At 62.6% G+C, this 20,984-nt stretch carries 13 protein-coding genes; 5 read left to right on the forward strand and 8 right to left on the reverse strand.

All coding sequences use genetic code 11. The features are described from left to right. The first annotated feature begins 5 nt into the window (after nucleotides 1-5). Entirely contained in the window at nucleotides 6-1,361 is a 1,356-nt protein-coding gene (gene radA / locus Q8R61_RS10795; RefSeq protein ID WP_305537065.1) for a DNA repair protein RadA, read from the forward strand. 57 nt (nucleotides 1,362-1,418) lie between these two features. Here radA and Q8R61_RS10800 read toward each other — a convergent pair whose 3' ends face one another. From Q8R61_RS10800 to Q8R61_RS10810, 3 genes are all read right to left on the reverse strand, one after another. After that, a complete protein-coding gene (locus Q8R61_RS10800; protein WP_305537067.1) occupies nucleotides 1,419-1,928 on the reverse strand; it encodes a hypothetical protein in 510 nt (169 codons plus the stop codon). 113 nt (nucleotides 1,929-2,041) lie between these two features. Beyond that, a complete protein-coding gene (gene glgP, locus Q8R61_RS10805) occupies nucleotides 2,042-3,751 on the reverse strand; it encodes an alpha-glucan family phosphorylase (protein ID WP_305537069.1) in 1,710 nt (569 codons plus the stop codon). A gap of 115 nt (nucleotides 3,752-3,866) precedes the next feature. Next, nucleotides 3,867-4,091 carry a hypothetical protein gene (locus tag Q8R61_RS10810; protein WP_305537071.1) on the reverse strand — a complete coding sequence of 75 codons (225 nt, stop codon included), beginning with the start codon at nucleotides 4,089-4,091 and terminating at the stop codon, nucleotides 3,867-3,869. 216 nt (nucleotides 4,092-4,307) lie between these two features. Here Q8R61_RS10810 and Q8R61_RS10815 point away from each other — a divergent pair, with 216 nt between their 5' ends. Both Q8R61_RS10815 and Q8R61_RS10820 read left to right on the forward strand, forming a co-directional pair. Continuing rightward, on the forward strand, nucleotides 4,308-4,736 hold the full coding sequence (locus tag Q8R61_RS10815; protein WP_305537073.1) for a PAS domain S-box protein: 429 nt from the start codon (nucleotides 4,308-4,310) through the stop codon (nucleotides 4,734-4,736). 9 nt (nucleotides 4,737-4,745) lie between these two features. Beyond that, nucleotides 4,746-6,680, forward strand: a complete 1,935-nt coding sequence (locus Q8R61_RS10820) for a pyruvate kinase (RefSeq protein WP_305537075.1) — start codon at nucleotides 4,746-4,748, stop codon at nucleotides 6,678-6,680. 100 nt (nucleotides 6,681-6,780) lie between these two features. Here Q8R61_RS10820 and Q8R61_RS10825 read toward each other — a convergent pair whose 3' ends face one another. The 3 genes from Q8R61_RS10825 to Q8R61_RS10835 all read right to left on the reverse strand — a co-directional run bounded on the left by Q8R61_RS10825 (nucleotide 6,781) and on the right by Q8R61_RS10835 (nucleotide 11,546). Further along, on the reverse strand, nucleotides 6,781-7,764 hold the full coding sequence (locus tag Q8R61_RS10825) for a YihY/virulence factor BrkB family protein (RefSeq protein ID WP_305537077.1): 984 nt from the start codon (nucleotides 7,762-7,764) through the stop codon (nucleotides 6,781-6,783). An 81-nt stretch (nucleotides 7,765-7,845) separates the two neighbouring features. Beyond that, a complete protein-coding gene (locus Q8R61_RS10830) occupies nucleotides 7,846-9,477 on the reverse strand; it encodes a peptide chain release factor 3 (RefSeq protein WP_305537079.1) in 1,632 nt (543 codons plus the stop codon). A gap of 98 nt (nucleotides 9,478-9,575) precedes the next feature. After that, complete coding sequence (locus Q8R61_RS10835) at nucleotides 9,576-11,546, reverse strand: TolC family outer membrane protein (protein ID WP_371133607.1); 1,971 nt, start codon at nucleotides 11,544-11,546, stop codon at nucleotides 9,576-9,578. Between the two features lie 288 nt (nucleotides 11,547-11,834). On the opposite strand from Q8R61_RS10835, the gene Q8R61_RS10840 reads away from it, so the two are divergent. Both Q8R61_RS10840 and Q8R61_RS10845 read left to right on the forward strand, forming a co-directional pair. Continuing rightward, nucleotides 11,835-12,440: a transglutaminase-like cysteine peptidase gene (locus Q8R61_RS10840; RefSeq protein WP_305537083.1), complete on the forward strand. Its 606-nt coding sequence runs from the start codon at nucleotides 11,835-11,837 to the stop codon at nucleotides 12,438-12,440. 25 nt (nucleotides 12,441-12,465) lie between these two features. After that, nucleotides 12,466-14,382 carry an EAL domain-containing protein gene (locus Q8R61_RS10845; protein ID WP_305537085.1) on the forward strand — a complete coding sequence of 639 codons (1,917 nt, stop codon included), beginning with the start codon at nucleotides 12,466-12,468 and terminating at the stop codon, nucleotides 14,380-14,382. A gap of 15 nt (nucleotides 14,383-14,397) precedes the next feature. Here the strand turns inward: Q8R61_RS10845 and Q8R61_RS10850 are convergent, their stop codons facing one another. Together Q8R61_RS10850 and Q8R61_RS10855 are read right to left on the reverse strand one after the other, a co-directional pair. Next, on the reverse strand, nucleotides 14,398-14,721 hold the full coding sequence (locus tag Q8R61_RS10850; protein WP_305537087.1) for a hypothetical protein: 324 nt from the start codon (nucleotides 14,719-14,721) through the stop codon (nucleotides 14,398-14,400). Between the two features lie 55 nt (nucleotides 14,722-14,776). Then, nucleotides 14,777-20,926 carry a Calx-beta domain-containing protein gene (locus Q8R61_RS10855; protein ID WP_305537089.1) on the reverse strand — a complete coding sequence of 2,050 codons (6,150 nt, stop codon included), beginning with the start codon at nucleotides 20,924-20,926 and terminating at the stop codon, nucleotides 14,777-14,779. Nucleotides 20,927-20,984 lie beyond the last annotated feature (58 nt).

The raw sequence follows: 20,984 nt of genomic DNA on the forward strand, positions 1-20,984 counted from the left end.
GCCTGATGGCCAAAACAAAAACGATCTACACCTGCACCGAGTGCGGCGGACAGTCGCCCAAGTGGCAGGGGCAGTGCCCGGCGTGCAACGCCTGGAACACGCTGGTCGAGACCATTGCTGAGTCGGCCAAGCCGCGTTTTGCCTCGCTGGCGGCGACCAGCACCGTGCAGATGCTGCACGAAGTGGAGGGCAGCGAAGAGTCGCGCATCGCCACCGACATCGGCGAGCTCGACCGCGTGCTCGGCGGTGGCCTGGTGCCGGGCGGGGTGACGCTGATCGGCGGCGACCCCGGCATCGGCAAGTCGACGCTGTTGCTGCAGGCCATGGCGGGCCTCTCAGGCCGCATGAAGACCCTCTATGTCAGCGGCGAGGAATCGGCGCGCCAGGTGGCGCTGCGCGCACGCCGCCTCAGCCTTCCCGAAACCAATCTGCCAGTGCTGCCGGAAATTCGGCTCGAAGCCATCCTCGCGCAACTCACCGACCTGAAGCCCGACGTCGCCGTGATCGACTCGATCCAGACCGTGTATTCCGAGGCGCTGACCTCGGCCCCCGGCTCGGTGGCGCAGGTGCGGGAGTGCGCCGCGCAGCTGACGCGCCACGCCAAGCAGACCGGCACCGCGATTATCCTGGTCGGCCACGTCACCAAGGAAGGCGCGATCGCCGGCCCGCGTGTGCTCGAACACATCGTCGACACCGTGCTGTATTTCGAGGGCGACACCGGATCGAGCTTCCGTCTGGTGCGCGCGTTCAAGAACCGCTTTGGCGCGGTCAACGAAATCGGCGTGTTCGCGATGACCGAGAAGGGCCTCAAGGGCGTGTCCAACCCCTCGGCGATTTTCCTGTCGCGCCACGGCGAGCCGGTGCCGGGTTCCTGTGTGCTGGTGACGCAGGAAGGCACGCGGCCCTTGCTGGTGGAAATCCAGGCACTGGTCGACGCGAGCCACGCGCCGAGCCCGCGTCGTCTCAGCGTGGGCCTGGAGCAGAACCGCCTCGCCATGCTGCTCGCCGTGCTGCACCGCCACGCCGGCATCGCCTGCTTCGATCAGGATGTGTTCGTCAATGCGGTCGGCGGGGTGAAGATCAGCGAACCCGCCGCTGACCTTGCGGTGTTGGCGGCCATCGTGTCGTCACTCCGAAGCCAGCCGCTGCCCGACAAGCTGGTGATGTTTGGCGAAGTGGGCCTGGCCGGCGAAATCCGCCCGGTGCAGCGCGGCCAGGAGCGCCTGAAGGAAGCCGCCAAACTCGGCTTCACCCAGGCCATCGTGCCTGCGGCCAACCAACCCAAGCAGAAGATTGCCGGGATGGAAATTCACCCCGTGCATCGGCTGGACGAGGCAATTCGGTTTTTCCGGGAGCACTGAGTTCAGCCGGCCGGGCGCGGCGAACGCCCGGAGGTATTCCGGCTTAAACAAGCGGGCTTACTTGTTCCCTTTGGCGGGGCGTCCGGTCTTGATGACGTCGAGGCGACGCAGCGCTGCAGCGACCGAGGCGTCGCTCAGTTTCGCCAGATTCGCCACGGCTGCGCGCAGGATCTCGCTTTTTTTCGCCGGCACGCCCGCAGCGAGGCAGCGCTTCTTGAGTGCCGCAATCAGCGCGTATTCACCTTCCGGCATGGTGAAGCTGTCACGGACCAGCTTGGGTTTTTTCACTTTGACGGGCTTGCCGGCCTTGGCCGTTTTGGCAACCAGGGGCGCGGGTTTGCTTGCAGCCTTTTTGACCGGTGGCGATTTTCTTGTGGCAGCGGCGCGTGCGACGGGTTTTTTCGCCGTTGCGGCCGTTGCCTTGCTTCGGGTTGCAGGCGCGGCTGCGGCGGGTTTTCTGGGCCGTGCGGCGGGCTTGGCGGCCACGGTTTTCTGGGCGGTCGGCGCAGGGCTCGCCGCGGGTTTCGTGGCTTGCGCGTCGGTCGGTTTCTTGTCGTTTTCTGCCATGTCTGGACTCCAAATAACGATACGAAATAAACAGTTTATATAGTTTTAAATCGCGCTCAAGTTAAGGATTTATGACAGCGGCGCACGATCCCGCACCCCGGTTGCAGAAGCGTTTATCTCAGATAGGCTTCGGTGGCGTAGCGACGCATCATGCGGTGGCTGTTGAAGTAGGCCGCGTTCCGGCTGATGGCGCCTTTCATGACGGCGGACCAGCCCGGACGGTCCTCGTACCAGAGCGGCAGGATCACCTGTTCCAGCTTGTCGTACAGGGCCACGGCATCGTGGCCGTTGGCGGTGGGGGTGTCGTCGCCCACTGCCCAGCCCGTGACGCCTTCCAGGCAGCCTTCCACCCACCATCCGTCCAGCACCGAGAACTGGGGCACACCGTTGAATGCGGCTTTCATGCCACTTGTGCCGGAGGCTTCCAGGGGTCGCAGCGGGGTGTTGAGCCACAGGTCCGATCCGGACACCATGTGCAGCGCCAAGGCCATGTCGTAGTCGGGCAGGAAGGCCATGGGAATGTCTTCCGCCAGCTCGCGCATGTGGGCGTGCAGCATCTCGATGAGCTGCTTGCCCGCGGTGTCGTTCGGGTGAGCCTTGCCGGCCATGACGATCTGGAAAGGGTGCTCTCTGGCGATGGCCTTGAGACGGGCAAGGTCGGTGAACATCAGGTCCGCGCGCTTGTAGGCCGTCATGCGCCGCGCAAAGCCGAGAATGGGCTGGTCCAGGGCAAGGCTCACGCCGGTGAGTTCCCGCACCTTGCCAATCAGCGTCTGCTTGGATTCCTGGTGCGCCGCCCACAGCACCTCGTCCGGGATGCGGTCAGCACGTGTCAGGAGCTCCGGCTCATGGCACCAGCCCGGCACATGCTGGTCGTACATCTCGGCAAAGGAGGGGCTGGTCCAGGTGGAGGCATGCACGCCGTTGGTGACCGCGTGGACCGCGTAGCCCGGGAAAATCTGCCGGGAGACCTCGGCATGCCGTTTGGCCACCCCGTTCACGTACTCCGAGAGGTTGAGGGCCAGGCGGGTCATGTTGAGTCTGTCCTCGCCGGCCAGCAGCTTGATCGTGCCCAGGTCCAGCTGGTCGCCATAGATGCGCCGCACCAGGTCGTAGTCGAATTTGTCGTGGCCCGCTTCCACCGGCGTATGCGTGGTGAAGGTGCACAGTTCCCGCACACGCGGCAGGTCGTAAGGGCTTTCGCCGGGCCGCAGGCCTTCGTGGGGATGGGTGAAACGCCGAAGCAGCGCCAGGGTGAGGAAGGCCGAATGACCCTCGTTCATGTGGTAGCCCATGAGCGTGAAGCCCAGGGCCTGCAGCATGGCGATGCCGCCGAGGCCCAGCACCGCTTCCTGCTTGATTCGATAGGTTTCGTCGCCGCCGTACAGATGGCGGGTGATGTCGCGGTCGCGCGGATCGTTCACCGGCAAATCGGTATCCAGCAGCAGGATCGGCACGCCGTCGTCGACCCAGGAATTCAGCACGTAGAGCCAGCCGCCCACCCACACCTGGCGACCCTCCAGCTCAAGCGCCACGGTGGCCTGCAGCCGGGTGGTGTAGCGGGCGGGGTCCCAGTCGTCGGCCAGTTCGACCTGCCGGCCCTGCGGATCGATCGCCTGGCGAAAGTAGCCGGCCCGTGACACCAGGGTGACCGCCACCATTGGCACCCCGATGTCTGCCGCGGCGCGCAGGGTGTCGCCCGCCAGCACCCCCAAGCCACCGCTGTAGGTCGGGATATCGCTCTCCATCGCGATTTCCATGGAGAAATACGCCACCCGCGGCTTGTGGATAAAGGTTTCGGTCTTGCTTGTTGCTTCGGACATGGGCGCTAGAGTGTGACTGCCGGCATGCAGGCTACCGGGCAGCTAGGGTTTTTGTAAGGTGATGACACCTGTGACTTTACTTCAGCGCGCGTCGCCGATCCGGTCGGCACGGCTGCTATTTTTGCTTGGATTTCTTGCTGATTTCGGCCATACGCGCGCGCCACTCCTGCAGCTCCTCGTCTTCGATTTCGAGCTGAATGGCCACGGCTTCCTGCACGCTCATTTTCTTGTCTTCCAGTCTGCGCATGAGCTTGGTCCGCATTCTGGCCAACAAGCGCTCGGTTTCCTCCTGCTTCAGCTGCCCAGCTTTTTCGAGGTATTCATCCGCGGGTTTTCTCATCGCAACGTTTCCTTCATTTTTAGAAACTCAGGTTCAAAGCTACACCCATATGCGATTGATTGGCTACCTCGGCCTGTAACAATCGGGCCGGTAGGCTACACGCGCTTTGCGCAAGAGAAGCATGCAAAAAAAGCTTCTTTTTTGGGTCACGAATGCTTCATTTTCAGGCGTCAAAATTTCAGTCCCACTGGAACATTGTTTGCACTGGAGTCCGCCATGGAGAGAGCAAGCAGCCTGCAGCTGAAAACCCCTCACCCCCACCCACATGCCCCGTCGGAGAGTTCCGGCCTGCGGGCCATCGATCTGGCAACACTGACCCTGGATGATCTGGGCGTGATCCGCGATTGCAGCCGGGCGTGCGAGCCTGTATTCGGCTATCGGCCGGACGAATTGATCGGCCGTCCCATTTCCGTTCTCCTGCCGCAGCTGCCGGATGCCGACCTGGTTCAGGAAGGCCGCATCAACTCGCGTCTGGCCTTCCTCTGCCATTGCGCCTTTGCCTTCCAGGCCCGGTGCCGCGATGGCCGGATTTTTGCCAGCGAAGTGTTCATCAACCACCTCGACACCCATAACGTAGTGGTCCTGGTGCGCAATCTCGACATGTCCCGTTCGACGGGCGTTTATGCGCTCAAGCCGGTCCACTAGGCGGTTTCGATGACGGTCGCCGAGGCAAGCGGCCCCAACCCGGTCTGCCCGGATTCGCCGGGCGTGGAGCTGGCCCTTACGGAACTCACGCGCATTCGGGCGGACATGCTCGCCAACGAGTCCAGGACGCAGCCGCATCTTGCCGATATTCACGCGAATTACCGTGACAGTTCCCGCAATCTCCTGCATTACCTGGCGCTGCGGCGCCGCGACCTGCGACCGCTGCAGCGCGCCCTGGCCGCGATGGGGGTGTCTTCACTCGGACGTGCCGAGTCAAATGTTCTGGCATCGGTTGATGCGGTGCTGCGGGTGCTGGGCACCCTTGTACGAGGCGCCTGTCAGGACGCTCCGCGGGCGTCAGACGAATTTGAGTTCGCTCGCGGCGAGCGCCTGCTGGCCGAACACACCGACGCCTTGCTCGGGCCGGCGACGAACGGCCGTCCGGTGCGGATCATGGTGACCATGCCGAGCGAGGCGGCCGACGATTATCTGCTGGTTCATCATCTGCTGCAGCAAGGCATGGACTGCATGCGCATCAATTGCGCGCACGACGATGCCGCAGCCTGGGCCCGCATGATCGAGCATTTGAAACAGGCGGAGCGCGCGCTGGGACGCGCCTGCCGCGTATTCATGGATCTGGCCGGTCCAAAGTTGCGTACTGGTCCGCTGGAACCCGGTCCCGCCGTGATCCGGATCCACCCTCGCCGCGATGCCTACGGGCGGGTCACGGCGCCGGCGCGGGTCTGGTTGAGCCCGGAAGACGCCCCTGTGCAGCCGCCTTCGCCGGCGAGTGCGTGCCTGCCCGTGCCGTCCGACTGGCTGTCCCGGCTGCAGGTCGGGGAGGTCGTGAAGTTCACCGATGCCCGGGATTCCCGTCGCACTTTCAAGATTGTCGACGTGACCGATCAGGGATGCTGGGCGGAAGCGGGCCGCACTGCTTACCTCGTCCCGGGGACGCGTCTTCAGGCGGCGCCGGGTGAAGGCGACGCGGATGCGCGCGCGTGCCGACTCGGCGCGTTGCCGCCGGGAGATACCGCCATTGCCCTGCAAAGGGGCGACCTGCTGATCGTGACCCGCGATCTGAAGCCGGGACGCGCGGCAACTTACGACAGCATGGGCGCACTCCTGACCCCGGCGATGATCGGTTGCACCATTCCGGACGTTTTCGAGCACGTGCGGGCGGGGGAGACGATCTGGTTCGACGACGGCAAGATCGGCGGCGTCATCGAAAAAGTGGAACCGTCGCAGGTGCGCGTCCGCATCACGCAGGAATACTTGAGGGCCGTCAACTTGCGCGCCGACAAGGGGATCAACCTGCCCGACAGCGACCTGCGCATTGCAGCCATGACGGACAAGGACATCGAGGACCTGCCCTTCGTGGCCCAGCATGCGGACATCGTCGGCTTGTCCTTCGCCAATTGCGCCCAGGACGTTGCCGCGCTTCAAGCGCGGCTGGCAAGCCTGGGGAGCCGGCAGCCGGCCATCGTGCTCAAGATCGAAACGCGGCGCGGCTTCGAGAACCTGCCCGACATGCTGTTGACCGCCATGCGTGCGCCCCAGTGCGGGGTGATGATCGCCCGCGGCGACCTCGCCGTCGAGTGCGGCTTCGAGCGGCTGGCGGAAGTTCAGGAGGAAATTCTGTGGCTGTGCGAGGCGGCACACGTCCCCGTGATCTGGGCGACTCAGGTGCTGGAAACGCTCGCCAAGGAAGGCCGACCTTCGCGCGCCGAGATCACCGATGCCGCGATGGGGCTACGGGCCGAATGCGTCATGCTCAACAAGGGGCCTTATGTCCTCAGCGCCGTGCGGGCGCTGGACGACATCCTGCGGCGGATGCATGCGCACCAGGCGAAAAAGCGGTCCATGCTGCGGGCGCTTCGGCTGGCCCACAAGCTGCCGATCGAATCGGGCGCGGCGACCTGGACAGCCGAGCCTGAATCTTAAGTATCGGGGCAAGAATGCCCACATATAAGCCGACTGCTCAAGCGGCACCGTCAGCGCCTGCCCCGTGGCGGCCTGATCGAGATGAAAATCTGGAAGCCGCTTAGTCCGGAGACGGCGGACGGGGGCGCGTGTCACCTGGGTCGGGCATCGCGCCGGCTTTCAGCGAACCGCCCTCGTTCGCATACACCTTGGTGAATTCCGCCCCCAGCAGGAAAATCTGCGTGGCGTAATACACCCAGGCCAGCAGCACGACCAGCGAGCCTGCGGCCGCGAAGGATTCGGTCACGGCGCTCTTGCCGAGGTACAGTCCGATCAGCAGCTTGCCGATCTCGAACAGCACGGCGGTCACCCCCGCGCCGATCCACACGTCGCGCCAGGCGATACGGACAGACGGCATCAGCTTGAAGATCATCGCGAACAGCAAGGTGCTGATGAACACCGACACCAGCATGTTGAGGCACTGAAGCACAGTTTCCCATCCGAGCATCAGGCCGTCGGTCCACTGGCCGAGCGCGGCGAGGCCAGCGCTGACGACCAGCGACAGCATCAGCAGGAATGCCAGCCCCAGGATCAGCCCGAAAGACAGCAGCCGCGTCCTCAGCAGTGCCCAGATGCCCGAAGGCTTGACAGACTCAGGCACGTTCCAGATGCGATCCATCGCCCGCTGCAACTCGGCGAATACAGTCGTAGCGCCGATTGCCAGCACGGCCAGACTCACCAACCCCGCTACCATGCCGCGCCCGGTATCGCTGGCGCTGCGCAGCAAGGTTTGCACGAAGACCGCGCCTTCATGGCCGATCAACCCGCCGAGCTGCGTCACGATTTGTCCCTCTACCGCCTCCCGACCGAACAGCGCGCCGGCCACGGCGATCACGATCACCAGCAGCGGGGCGAGCGAGAATGTCGTGTAATAGGCGATCGCCGCCCCCATGCTCATCGCGTTATCGGCCATGTAGGCCGCGACGGCCTTGCGGCCCAAATCGAATATGCGCTTGGGGCTGATCATGACGGTTGCCTCGCTATTTGTTTTGCGGCTCCAGCCATGGCGGCGGGCGCGCTCTTTGTATAGCAAAGTCGGGCGCACGCCGTTGCCTGTCCAAAACGGCCAGGCCCCCGTTCAGTCCTTGCGAGCAGTGTGGGCTTGCCTGACGTGCGGCGCGAGCGACTAACCCATCACCTGCCCATGCTCGCGCGTGTCGTGGAACGCGACCTTCGGCCAACGTTCCTGCGCCAGTTGCAGGTTCACCCGCGTATCCGCCAGATACACCAGGTTGCCGTCGACGTCCTTCGCCAGCTTGAGCGTGTTGGCCTTGGTGAATTCGGCCAAATGTGCGGCATCGGGGCAGGTGACCCAGCGCGCGGTGTAGATGCCGGCGTTCTCGAAGCTGGCATCGACGCCGTATTCGGTTTTCAGACGATGGGCGACGACTTCGAACTGCAGCTGACCGACCGCGCCGATCAATAGCGTGTTGTCGACGAAGGGCTCGAACACCTGCACTGCGCCTTCTTCGCCGAGTTCCAATAGACCCTTGTTCAGTTGCTTGGCACGCAGCGGGTCGCGCAGGCGCGGGCGGCTGAACAGTTCGGGCGCGAAATAAGGTATGCCCTTGTACTGCAGCGCCTCGCCCTCGGTCAGGGTGTCGCCGATATGCAGCTGGCCGTGGTTGTGGATGCCGATGATGTCGCCGGCCACCGCATCTTCCATGCGGGTGCGCTCGTTGGCCATGAAGACGACGGCGTTGGCGATTTTCATGTCCTTGCCGGTGCGACGGTGGCGCACTTTCATGTTGGGCGTATAGCGGCCGGAGCAGACGCGGAAGAAGGCGATGCGGTCGCGGTGCTGCGGATCCATGTTGGCCTGGATCTTGAACACGAAGCCGGTGAACTTGGGCTCGGTGGGATCGACCACGCGCTCGACGGCCTCGCGCGGCTGCGGCGGCGGCGCCCAGTCGGCCAGCGCGCGCAGCACTTCGCGCACGCCGAAGTTGTTGATGCCGGAGCCGAAAAACACCGGCGACTGTTTGCCTTTCAAAAAGGCATCCAGTTCGAATCCGACGCCGGCGCCGCGCACCAGTTCGATTTCCGACAGCAGGGTATCGGCTTCGAGCGGGAAGCGTTCACGCAGCGCCTCATCGCCCAGGCCCTGCAGCGATTCGAACTGCTGACCGGCATTCTCTTCGCCGGCCTTGAAGCGCAGGATTTCGTCGTTGATCAGGTGGTATACGCCATGAAAGCGTTTGCCCATGCCGATTGGCCAGGTCACCGGTGCGCACTGGATTTTCAGGATCGACTCGATCTCGTCCAGCAGTTCCAGCGGCTCGCGCACTTCGCGGTCCATCTTGTTGATGAAGGTGATGATGGGCGTGTCGCGCAGGCGGCACACTTCCAGCAGCTTGATGGTCTGCTCTTCGACGCCCTTGGCGGCGTCGACCACCATGATGGCGGCGTCGACCGCGGTCAGCACGCGGTAGGTGTCTTCCGAGAAGTCCTTGTGACCTGGAGTGTCGAGCAGGTTGAAGACGCAGTCTCCGTGGGAAAACTGCATCACCGAGCTCGCCACCGAAATGCCGCGCTCGCGCTCGACTTCCATCCAGTCGGAGGTGGCGTATTTGCCGCTCTTGCGCGCCTTCACCGTGCCGGCCATCTGGATCGCGCCGCCGAACAGCAGCAGCTTTTCGGTCAGCGTGGTCTTGCCCGCATCGGGGTGCGAGATGATGGCGAAGGTGCGGCGCTTTTTGACGTCGCGCACCAGGGCGGGATCGCCGGTGTGTGCCGGTGCGGTCGGAATGGATTCCATCGGGAAGGCGGAGCAGGTACGAAGCAGGACGCCATTTTAACAGGCTGCCGTACTCCGACGCGCCGGTCTGTTGCCGGGCGCCTGTTTTTACGCCTTCGTCAGTCGCACTTGCAGTCGTTGGCCGCTTTGCTTGCGCGCTTCTTTTTGGGCTTGGGCTTCATCAGGTCCGGTACCCAGACCTGCTGCGGGGCGCCGATCATCCGCTCGCGCTGGATTTTCCAGCGATCGCCTTCACGCACCCAGTCGAGTCGCTTGATTGAAACATCGCGGTAGTTGGGCGAGGTATAGGTCTGGCGGAACTCGGTCACCGCGCGGTCGGCTGTCAGGGTCTCGACCTTGAGACTGTCGATGCCGACCGTGATGTTGCCTGGGCGGGCCAGATTCACGGCGCGATCGCTGGCCCATTGCTCCAGCGTGCGGCCGTTTTCGGGGGCGAAGCTTTGCGCGTAATAGCCGCGGTAGCGCGGGAAATCCTTGGCCGACCAGGCCAAAGCCCAACTGTCCAGCGCCTGCTGGACGGATTGGGCCGGCACGGCCGGAACCGGCGCAACGGCGGCCGGGACGACCGGTTGTGCCGCGCTGGCTGCGGGCGTGCGGGGCGTCGGCTGGAATTGCGTCGCCGCCACGCTCACCGGGGCGACAGCGGGACACTGGCCGTCGGTGTCGACGCCCTGTTTGTCCTGCCCCAGTTCCTGCGGCGTGGGCATTCCGTCACGCCCGACGTCGAGCGCGGACAGCAGCGTGCCCATGCCGGCCAGCGTGCGCGCATGGGCGATGGCATGGTCGTGGGTGGCATTCACGTAGGCACGGCGTGCCTGGAAGTATTCGTTCTCGGTGTCGAGCAGGTCGAGCAGAGTGCGCTGGCCAATGTCGAACTGCTTGCGATAGGCTTCGCGCGCTTTTTCGATGGCCAGTTGGTGCTGGTCGAGGTAGCCCAACTGGCGATTCAGGTTCTGGATGTCGTTGTAGGCGATGGACAGCGTCTGGCGCGTGTCGCGGCAAACCTTGTCGCGCAGTTCCTTGGTCTGCGCCAGCTGTTCGGCATACTGGCGCGCCTGGGCGCGATCGGAGCCGCCCTTGAACAGGTTGTAGTTGAGCACCAGTTCGATCACCTGGTCGTCGCGCCGCCCGGCAATGCCTTCCTGGTTGTAGGAAATATCCTTGCTGGCACGCAGATCGATGCGCGGGTGGAAATTCGACTGGCGGCCGCGTGCTTCGGCCTGCGCTGCGCGCACATTTTCGATGGCCGCGTTGAACGCGGGACTGCCCTGATAGGCGAGCTTGAGGGCGGCTTCGACGTCGGGCGGAATGCCCTGGTCGAGCAGGGCGGGGGCAATCATCTCGCCGGGCGGCAATTCGCCGACGATACGCAGATAGCGCGCGCTGACGTCGTGCAGGTTGCTGGCCTCGGTGAGCATGTTGGATTGCGCCAGCGCCAGACGGCCGCCGGCCTGCTCGAGGTCGACGCGCCGGCCGACGCCGGCCTGCACGCGTTCCTGAATCTGGCCAAACACCTGATCGTGCTGGGCAAAGTTTTCCTGCGCCAGCCGTGAAAGTTCGCGGTAGCGCAGCACGTCGGTGTAGGCGCGCGTGGCTTCCAGCGCAGTCGTCTCGGACGCGTCGAGCACCTCGTAGTAGCGCACCAGCCTGGCGTGTGCTAGCCGCGTGACTTCGTCGCGGGTGGCAAAGCCGTCGTAGAGCATCTGGTTCAGCGTCAGTGCCGCGCCACGACGGGTATATTGGGTGGTCGGCAGATTGGGCTGCTTCAGGCTTTCGCGGCCCACGCCCGAGGTGAGGTCCAGGCGCGGGAAATACCCGCCGCGCGCAACGTCCTGCTCGTGGCCGGCAGCGAGAAAGGCATGCCAGCGGGCCTGCACTTCCGGGTTGCTTACAATGGCTTTTTTAACCACATCCTGAAGCGTGGCCGGTTGCTGGGCGAAAGCGGAGAGCGAAAGAAGGCCCACGATCGATGCAATTAGGCACAGCGCTGTTTTTCTTCTGGTCATTCCTTCAGCCTCGGGGAACATGTCCGTTAACTTTGAATAATATTGAGTGATGCCGGAAGTCATGCGCAAAAATCATACCAGCTATGGCGCCAGCATGGCTGCCCTGTCCGCACAAACCTCATGAGCTCTCCCCATCGCCTCGGCTGTGCCGGGCACGCCGGCTTTGCCTGATGTTGAGTTGCATGGCAGCCTGCGTCCTGTGTGTGTGGTGCTGCTATTCGATGGATTCAGCGGCCATCCTGCGCGCTGATATTCACGCTGCCTGACGGATAGATGCTGAATTATCGACCCTTCGTCGGAAAATTTGCCTTCTGGAAACGATTTGTTTTCCTGGTTCTCGGCGTGGGGCTGGTGTATGCCCAGTCCGATCTGGACCGCATGCTGACCCTGGCTGGCCAGCGTTATGGCGAATCGGGAAAGACTGCGGTGACGGCCTGGCGCGAGTTGGTGACCCAGTCGGCGCAACAGACCGATGCCATCAAGCTGCAGCGGGTAAATGATTTTTTCAACCGCAGAACCCGTTTCGGCGAGGACAGCGAGATCTGGGGCCAGCCGGATTACTGGGCAACGCCACTGGAAACGCTCGGACGCGGGGAAGGCGACTGCGAGGATTTTGCGATTGCCAAGTATGTGACCCTGAAGCTGCTGGGCGTGCCGTCCGGCAAGATGCGGCTCACCTACGTCAAGGCACGCATCGGAGGACCGCGAAGCGCCTTGGTCCAGGCGCATATGGTCCTGAGCTATTATCCGGCACCAGACGCCGAGCCGCTGGTCCTGGACAACCTGATTTCGGACATTCGGCCTGCATCGCGCCGCACTGACCTGACCACGATCTTCGGTTTCAACACCGAGGGGCTGTGGGTAGGTGGGGTGGTACCGCGTGCCGCCAGCGGGTCGCAGCGGCTGTCGAAATGGCAGTCGCTGCTTGTCCGGATGCGTGAAGAAGGAATCGAATGAACCATCTTGTGCCCAGGGAAACGTCATGACACTCAACAAGCAGCTCTGGATTGCCATCGCGGCCATCATGACCCTCGCATTCGGGATCAGTTTTCTGGTCAGTGCGTGGTCGGCAAAAACCTATCTGGAAGATCAGCTGCGGCTGAAGAACGTCGACAATGCCAATTCGCTGGCGCTGTCGATGTCGCAGATCGACAAGGACCCGGTCCTGATCGAATTGCTGCTGTCCGCCCAGTTCGACATCGGCCACTACAAGCGGATCAGCCTGGTGTCCCCCACCGGCACGCCGATGGTGGAAAAAGTCAGCGAGGCCGGCGCCGACAAGATACCGGCCTGGTTTGTCCGCATGATTCCCCTCAATACCGAGCCCGGCGTGGCCCAGGTTCAGGACGGCTGGCGGCAGTATGGCACGCTGACAGTGGTCAGCCACGAGCGCTTCGCCCATGAGGCGCTGTGGCACGGCAACCTCAGGTTGCTTGGCTGGTTTCTGATCAGTGCCTTGCTGTGCGGCTTGATCGGCACGCTGGTGCTGCGGGTCATTACCCGCCCGCTGGGCGACGTGGTCAGGCAGGCCGAGGCGATCGGTGCACGCCGTTTCATCACGATCGACGAACCGCGCACGCGGGAGTTTCGCAGCGTGGTGCGTGCGATGAATACCCTGTCGTCGCAGGTGCGCAGCATGCTCGACGAAGAGTCGGCGCGGCTCGAGCAGCTGCGTCGCGGGGCTCAGCATGACGCGCTGACTGGCGTGCTCAACCGCGAACATTTCCTGAAGAAGACGCAGCATGCGCTGGAAGACGAAAGCGCAGCGCCAGCCGGCGCATTGTTCATCCTGCGCCTGCCCGACCTGATCGGGCTGAACAAGACGCTGGGGCGGGAGGCTACCGATGCGCTGCTGACACGGGTGGCGGGTGCGCTAGAGGATTGCTGCGCGGACGAATCCTGCCTGATTGGACGCCTGAACGGTTCCGATTTCTCGGTACTTGCCTCCAATGCGGAGTCGGTCGAGGAGCTGGCAAAGCGGATCAGTGCACGGGTGCAGCTGTCGATCAGCGATCCGAGCGCGGCTGCGGAGCGCACCGTGCTGCTGGGTGCTGCCGTCTACCGGCATGGCGACCCGATATCGCAGGTGCTGTCGCGTGCCGACATGGCCCTGGCCCGTGCCGAGATGGAAGGCGGCAGCGCGATCGAGACAGGTGATTCGGAAGGGGAATGGAAGCCGGTTGCCAGCATGGCCGCCGCCTGGAAGGTGCTGATCGAAACGGCGATCAATCAGAAGCGGATCCAGTTTGTGACCTACCCGGTGCTGGATGCGCAGGGGGCGCTGATTCATTACGAAGCGCCGGCGCGCATGCAGAACGTACAGCGGTCCGAGTGGATGTCGGCGCAGTCCTTCATGCCCTGGGCCAGCCGGCTGGGGCTGGCGGAGCGTATCGACCAGGCTGTGTTTGACCGCGCGCTCGACTGGCTGGAAGCGAACGAGGGTCCACTTTGCATCAACGTGTCGCCGCAATCCGTATGTGATCCGGTGTTGGGCGCGCGTTATTACCGGGCACTCAGGGGCAACCGCACGCTGGCGAAAAAACTCTGGATCGATATCCCGGAGTTTGTCGCCTATCGCCATGCCCGGGAGTTCCGCATGTTCTGCGATACGCTCAAACCTCTGGGCTGCACCATCGGCCTCGAGCATGCCGGCAGCCATATATGCCACATCGGCGAGCTGCATGACGTGGGGCTCGACTACCTGAAAATCGACAGTGCGATCATTCGCGACATCGACCACAGTCCCGGCAACCAGACCTTCCTGCGCGGCCTGTGCACGATTGCCCACACCATGGGCATGATGACCATCGCTGAGGGTGTGCTCAATCAGCAGGAAGCTGCATGCCTGAAAGAGCTGGGTTTCAAGGGCATGACGGGGCCGGGCATCGTGCTCGGCTGAACCGGGCTCGCCGGCTCAGATGGTTTCGTTGGCGCCGCCGAGCAGGTCGAGCGCGCCCAGCGACTGACGCATCGAGCGGCGCTCCATCAGCTTTTCCTGCGCCGGCAACGGCAGGTCGGTAAAGCGGATCACATCGCGGTCGATCAGCAGATCGATCAAATCCTCCAGCACCCGCACCAGCCGCATGTCGGACTGCTGCAGCGTGCTTTGTTCCATGCCCGCATTGCGCATGAAATCGAGCAGCTCCGGCGAGGTGGCCGGGATCTCTTCCAGCCCGCTTTCGGGCACCAGGCTCAGCGTGGAGATCCGGCCCTGTTCGTCACGTTTTACATAAGGCACGCTTTACCCCTTTTATCAGCGTCTGGCATCAGCATACAGCAGGCAGGGTGGCTCATCAGTCGGTGATCAGCTTGCCCTTGCTCAGCAGGTCCTGAATGATCTGCTGGTCGGCGCTGAGCGTGCCACCGCCGGTGAGGTCGGTGTTGTTCAGCACGATGCGCTGATCGGTCGCGCCCGCGCTGTAGCCGCCCGAGAAGCCGCCGGTGCTGCTGATCTGGATGACGGTATTGCTGCCCGACACCTCGAAGTGCAGGTAGTCGGAGAGGTTGCCCGCATCCGTGCCGTCATGGCTTTCGCCCAGCAGCAGGTCGCGTAGATCGAGCTTGTCGCTGTTCACCGCGCTGTCGAAATCGGTGACGGTGTCGACTGCCGGAGTGCCCGGCGTGCCGCGGTCGCTGAGTTCCCACTTGAAGACGTCGGCGCCAAGGCCGCCGGTCAGCGTGTCGTTGCCGGCGCCGCCGATCAGGACGTCGTTGCCGCTGCCGCCGCTGAGTGTATCGTTGCCGGCGCCGCCGGAAATCCAGTCGTCACCCGTGCCGCCATTGAGCGTGTCCGCGCTGCTGGTCCCGAGCACGTCCAGTTTGACCGAAGACGAATTCGTGGCAGTGCTGCCACCCACGGTTTCGGTCGCAGTGACTGATGCCGTCATGCCATTGATCTGGGCATTGGTCAGCGGGGTTGGCGACAGCATGGTCACATCGTCGCCGCGGGGTACGGTCGCAGTCCCGCCCGAGACAGCAATGGCCGTGCCGGTCGTCACATTCGTCAGCGTGACGCCAGACGGAAGGCCCGTCAGCGTGATCGCTGAGAGCGTCTCGCTGCCATCGGTGTCGCTCAGGTTCGTGATGGTTTTCATCGTGTAGCTGTAGACGCCGGCATCGATGGTCAGACTGTCGAAGCGTACTGCCGAGTCGTTGTCGAAGGAATAAAAACCGACCTCCCTGAGTGGCGGCGCGGTCGTGGCGCCCCCTGTGACCGAGCCGTAGCTGTAGTTCAGGCTGGTGGTCACTGCGCTGGTGAGATCGACTGCGGTGACAGCGATACCCGTATCGCTGACAGCAATCCGCAGACTGAACCAGTCGTCGCCATTGAACACGGCCCGCGCGAGGTCGATCGGCACGCCGCCTACGATCTGCACCAGCGAAAGCTCCTGATATTGCCCCGGATAGCTATTGAACAGCGATCCACCGGGCGCGTAATCGGGGCTTGGGTTTTCCCAGCGCGCAAGGAAATAGTTGCTGTCGTTCTGGTAGCCGAACACAAATCCGACACCGTTGGCCTGCGCCGAGTTGGCATCCGCATAGATCTGCGTATTGATGACGTAGCTTGTCGATGTCTTTTCGGCAGTCGTCAGGGCCGAACCGGTGTATTGCAGGAAGCCTTGCGCATCGTCGGAACCAGCGGCACCGCTCTGGTTGTAGACGGCAAACGGCGTCCCATTGGCCGATTCGCCACTATTGGTCCTGACGGCCCAGCGGGCCGAGAAGTTGGCTTCCTCATTGGTGTTGCTACCGGTCTGTCCGCTCCACGCCACAGAATTGAACAACGCGGCTTCGCTCGAGCCTTTGCCGGTACCGCCTGGAATCTCGGCAAAGCTGTTGCCAAAGAGGCCATTACCTGTCCACCCGGTCAATCCGCCCGAGTTGAAATCGGCGGTGAAGAGGTTGTTGGAAGCCGATGCGATCATCCCGTTGCTGCTGAGATGCGCGTATACAGTTGGCATGTCGGCTACAGGGGTGACCGTTATATTCACCGTATCGACATCGGTCGCCGTGCCATCCGACGTGCTGACGGTAAATTGAGCATTACCGCTGTAGTCGGTTGCGGGGGTGAAAGCCGTCCCGTTCAGCGCCGTGTTGATAGCGGAAGACGAGCCCGAAAGGGTGACCGTTGCGGTGCCGTTGCCGGTGACGGTTACACCGGCAGTCGAGCCCAAGGTCAGAATGCCATTGGCGGCAGTCAAGGTCGTGGTCAGGCTACTGGCGTCCGGATCGGACACGGTGATCGCATTGCCATTGGCCGTGCTGAATACCCTTGCCGTGTCCTCGGCCGTAGTCTGCGCCCCCGGCACCGTGTTGACCGGCGGATCATTGACCGCAACGACCGTAATCGTCGTCGAAGCAGAAGCGCTTGCCTTCCCATCGTTTACGGTGACGTCGATATTGCGGTCTATCGTGCTTGGGTCATCGCTGGTGCTGCGGTAGGTAACCGCCTGAATAGCTGCCTGATAGTTCGCCAGCGACGATGAGCCCGTAAGCGTGACCGTAATCTGGCCTGCTACCGACGTGTTGATGCTAGCGGTGATGCCAGCGGGCAACGTGCCGACAGCCAGAACATCGCCAGCCTGCGCATTGGTAAGACGGATTGTTGCATTGGCTAGTGTGGTGCTATCCGCATCGGAAATGAGCACGTCTGCATCGGCAATGGGTATGCCCGCACCGTTTTCAGTGTAGGTGGCCCGATAACTTGTACCTGTCGCACCGCTGCTGTCGTTTGTGTCCAGATCGATGACAGGCGGGGCATTGGTGTCGAGCGCAATATTCATTGCGCCAGTAGCCGTGTCGCCATCAGCGTCGGTCAGGGTATAGCTCAAGGGCAACGCGATATCAGCAAAGTAGTTGTTTGCTGAAATGGTCGCGAAGGAAATCCTGAAGTCGCCTGAGCCTGCTGGGGCGCTGACGGTAAGGTTGGTGAAATACAGCGCACCATTTTGCAATGGAATGGTGAATGGTACGTCTGCATTCCCCGCACCGGAGGTGCTGCCTGAGTAGGTCACCGTATTCCCCACTGCATCAATTGCAGCAGTCACGGTCCAGTTCAGGGTATAGGCCCCGCTGCCTTGGCCTTCTACCAACATGTTGAGGCCCGTTACCTGCCCGGCTTGTCCAGAAGGGTCGATAAAGTTCATGAACAGCGTGTCGCCTGGATCAAACCAGTTACCCGCGACGCCAACCCAGCCATTGTTGGTGTTGACTGTGGCTGTAGAGCCATTTTCCGTAGCGGTCATCTGGTCGATCAGGAAGCCACCAAAGCCCAGGTCAAGATTGCTGTTGTTGCCACCCGAAATGACCGTGTAGTTGTTTTCCGAACCCGCCACACCCAGACGTCCAAGCGTGTTGAGCAGCTCGAAGGTGTACTGAGGGCTGTTGTTGCCGTCCACGACCGCTGTGTTGATTGCGACGCGGAAAATGACTGTGCCATCGGCCAGTTGCCCGGTCAGGGTGCCATTTCCGTTATCCACGTATTGAACGGCTTTGCCTTCGAATACCAGGTTGGGCAGACCGGTGGTGGTCCAGCTCACGCTTGTAACGTCATTGGATAACGTGGCCTGCGCCAGGAATCCCGACTCAAAATGGCTGCCGTCGTTGTCTGCCAAGATTGCCTTGGCGCCACTCACCGCGGGCGCATCGTCAAAAACGGTGATATTCAGGGTCGAGCTTGTAATCGTGGTGCCGCCTGACTCCTTGGCAATGAGTGTCAAGGGAATAGTGAGGCTGTGGCTTTCACCTGCTACGGTTGTATGGTCAATCGCCAGGAACTGCTTGTAGGTATAGCCGCTATTGCTTGCATTCAGCGTTACGGTAAATGCCGTACCGCTAGTGGTGCTTGCGGTTAAGGTCTGTGTACCTGCATTCCAGGAATAGCTGATCGCCTGGCCGTTGGATGTCAGCCCCGATGCCACTGCGTCATTGATGGACAGAACGACCGAGGGCGCTACATTGCTGATGGTTCCCGTGTAGGCAATATCGTTTGTGCCGCTGGCATCGCGGTTTTCGTCGACGTCGTCGTCGTCACCCGTGATTGCCGAAACGCTGAAAGTATCATCATCCGTGATCGTTGCCGTACCGGCCGCCGCACCGCCGGCGTTGGTCAGTGGGGTACCTGCTGTACGCGTCGCCGTGAGCGTAAAGTTTTCCCTGCCTTCCACCAACGTATCGTTGTTGAGCGGCGTACGGACCAGGACGCTGCTTTGCAGTGCTGGAATAGTGACGCTGGACGTGTTCACCCAGGTGGTGCCGCCATCGGTCGAGACTTGCAGATTGGTTGCATCGGTGCTGCCGTAGTCCGCACCGCCGCCAGTTGCCGTGCCGTTGGCCAGCGCCAGGCTTAATGTGGTGGTCTGCGTGCTCTGATTGGACAGGGCGACGGTAAAGACCGCGAAACCGCCGTTTTCCGCCACAGTCGGGCTCGACACTGTCAGAGTCGGCGTATCGTTGTCGGTCCCGGGCGGTCCGCCGGTGCCGTTATCACGGATGGTGCCGACGCCGGTCGCGGTGGCGATCGTGGCATTGGTCGGGGTGCTCAAGGTGACGTTGAAGGTTTCTGAGCCTTCATAGATCGCATCATTGAGGATCGGCACCGTAATGGTCTGACTGGTGACTCCCGGATTGAACGTCAGACTGCCCGTGGCGGTAGTGAAGTCTGCTCCTGCTGTGGCGGTGCCGTTGCTGGTTCCATAATTTACGTTCACCGTCTGCCCCGATGCGGCAGAGAGGGTGACCGTGAAGCTTGCGGTGCCCGCACCTTCATTGACCGTCACATTGTTGATGATGAGCGAGGGTGTCGGATCATCGTCTACGATGGTTGCCATGCCGGAGGCTGCGCTGCCGGCGTTGGTCACTGGTGTGCCTGCCGTACGTGTGGCGGTGAGGGTAAAGGTCTCGTTGGCTTCATCCAGTGCATCGCTGATGACCGGTGTGCGTACCATGACACTGATCAAACCTGCTGCAATTGTCGCCGTCGAGGCGTTCACCCAGGTGGCGCCGCCGTCGGTCGAGACCTGCAGATTGGCCACACCGGTGCTGCCGTAGTCGACACCGCCGCCGGTTGCCGTACCGTTGGTCAGTGCCAGGCTTAATGTGGTGCTCTGGGCACTGGCATTGGACAGGCTGACCGTGAATTGCGCAAAGCCGCTACTCTCATCTACGGTTGTGTTCGTCACGCTCAGGGTCGGCGTATCGTTGTCGGTCCCGGGCGGTCCGCCGGTGCCATCGTCGCGGATGGTGCCGACGCCTTGAGCATCCGCAATCGTGGCATTGGTTGCGCCTGAAAGGTTGATGAAGAACTGTTCCGAACCTTCGTACACTGCATCGTTGAGGATCGGCACCGTAATGGTCTGGCTGGTCACGCCGGGATTAAAGGTAAGCGTGCCGGTCACTGCGGTGTAGTCATTGCCCGCGCCGCTGGTTGCCGTATCGTTTGCACTGGCATAGTTCACGCTCACGGTCTGACCGCTTGCCGCGCTCAGGGTGACGGTGAAGCTTGCGGTGCCTGCGCCTTCGTTGACCGTCACGTCTGTAATGACGAGGCTGGGTGTCGGGTCATCGTCCGTGATGGTTGCCGTGCCGGCCGCCGCACCGCCGACGTTGGTCAGCGAGGTGCCTGCCGTACGCGTAGCGGTCAGGGTGAATGTCTCGTTAGGCTCATCCTGTGTGTCATTGATGATCGGCGTGCGGACCAGGACACTGGTTTGCAGTGCTGGAATAGTGACGCTGGTCGCGTTCACCCAGGTGGCGCCGCCGTCGGTCGAGACCTGCAGATTGGCCGCACCGGTGCTGCCGTAGTCGACACCGCCGCCGGTTGCCGTACCGTTGGTCAGTGCCAGGCTTAATGTGGTGCTCTGGGTACTGGCATTGGACAGACTGACCGTGAATTGCGCAAAGCCACCATCTTCCGCCACGCTCGGGCTCGATATGCTCAAGGTCGATGTGTCGTCGTCGATGATGGTGCCGGACGCGGTGCCGCTGGTGGTGCTGATTGTCGCACCGGCGGTGGCGCCGGCGAGGCTGACGGTGAAGGTCTCGTTGCCCTCGTTGATCGTATCCTGCGTCGTCTGCACCGTGAAGGTCTTGCTGGTTTCACCGGTAGCGAACGTCAGCGTGCCCGAGTTGGCGGTGAAGTCGGCGGTGCTGGCGGTGTCGCTGCCGCCGATGCTGGTGCTGAAGTTCACGCTCTGGCTGGCCTGGGCATCGCCGCTGCGGGTGACCGTAAAGGTCATCAATCCGCCCTCGGTGATCGAGGCATCCGCGATACTGAAAACCGGTGCCGCGTCGTTATCGGTGATGGTGCCGGTGGCGGCGACGCCGCCGACCGACAGATTGAAGGCTTCGGTCGGTTCGTAGATCGCATCGTCGACCGTGGGCACCGTGACCGTGAAGCTGGTGACGCCGGCCGGGACCGTGACGTTGCCGCCACTGAGGGTCACGCCGTTGCTGAAAACCAGTCCCGCCGTATAGTCGTCGCCGAGCAGCGCGGTGCCGTCG

It is taken from the genome of Thiobacillus sp. (assembly GCF_030696885.1).
GTDB lineage: Bacteria > Pseudomonadota > Gammaproteobacteria > Burkholderiales > Thiobacillaceae > Thiobacillus.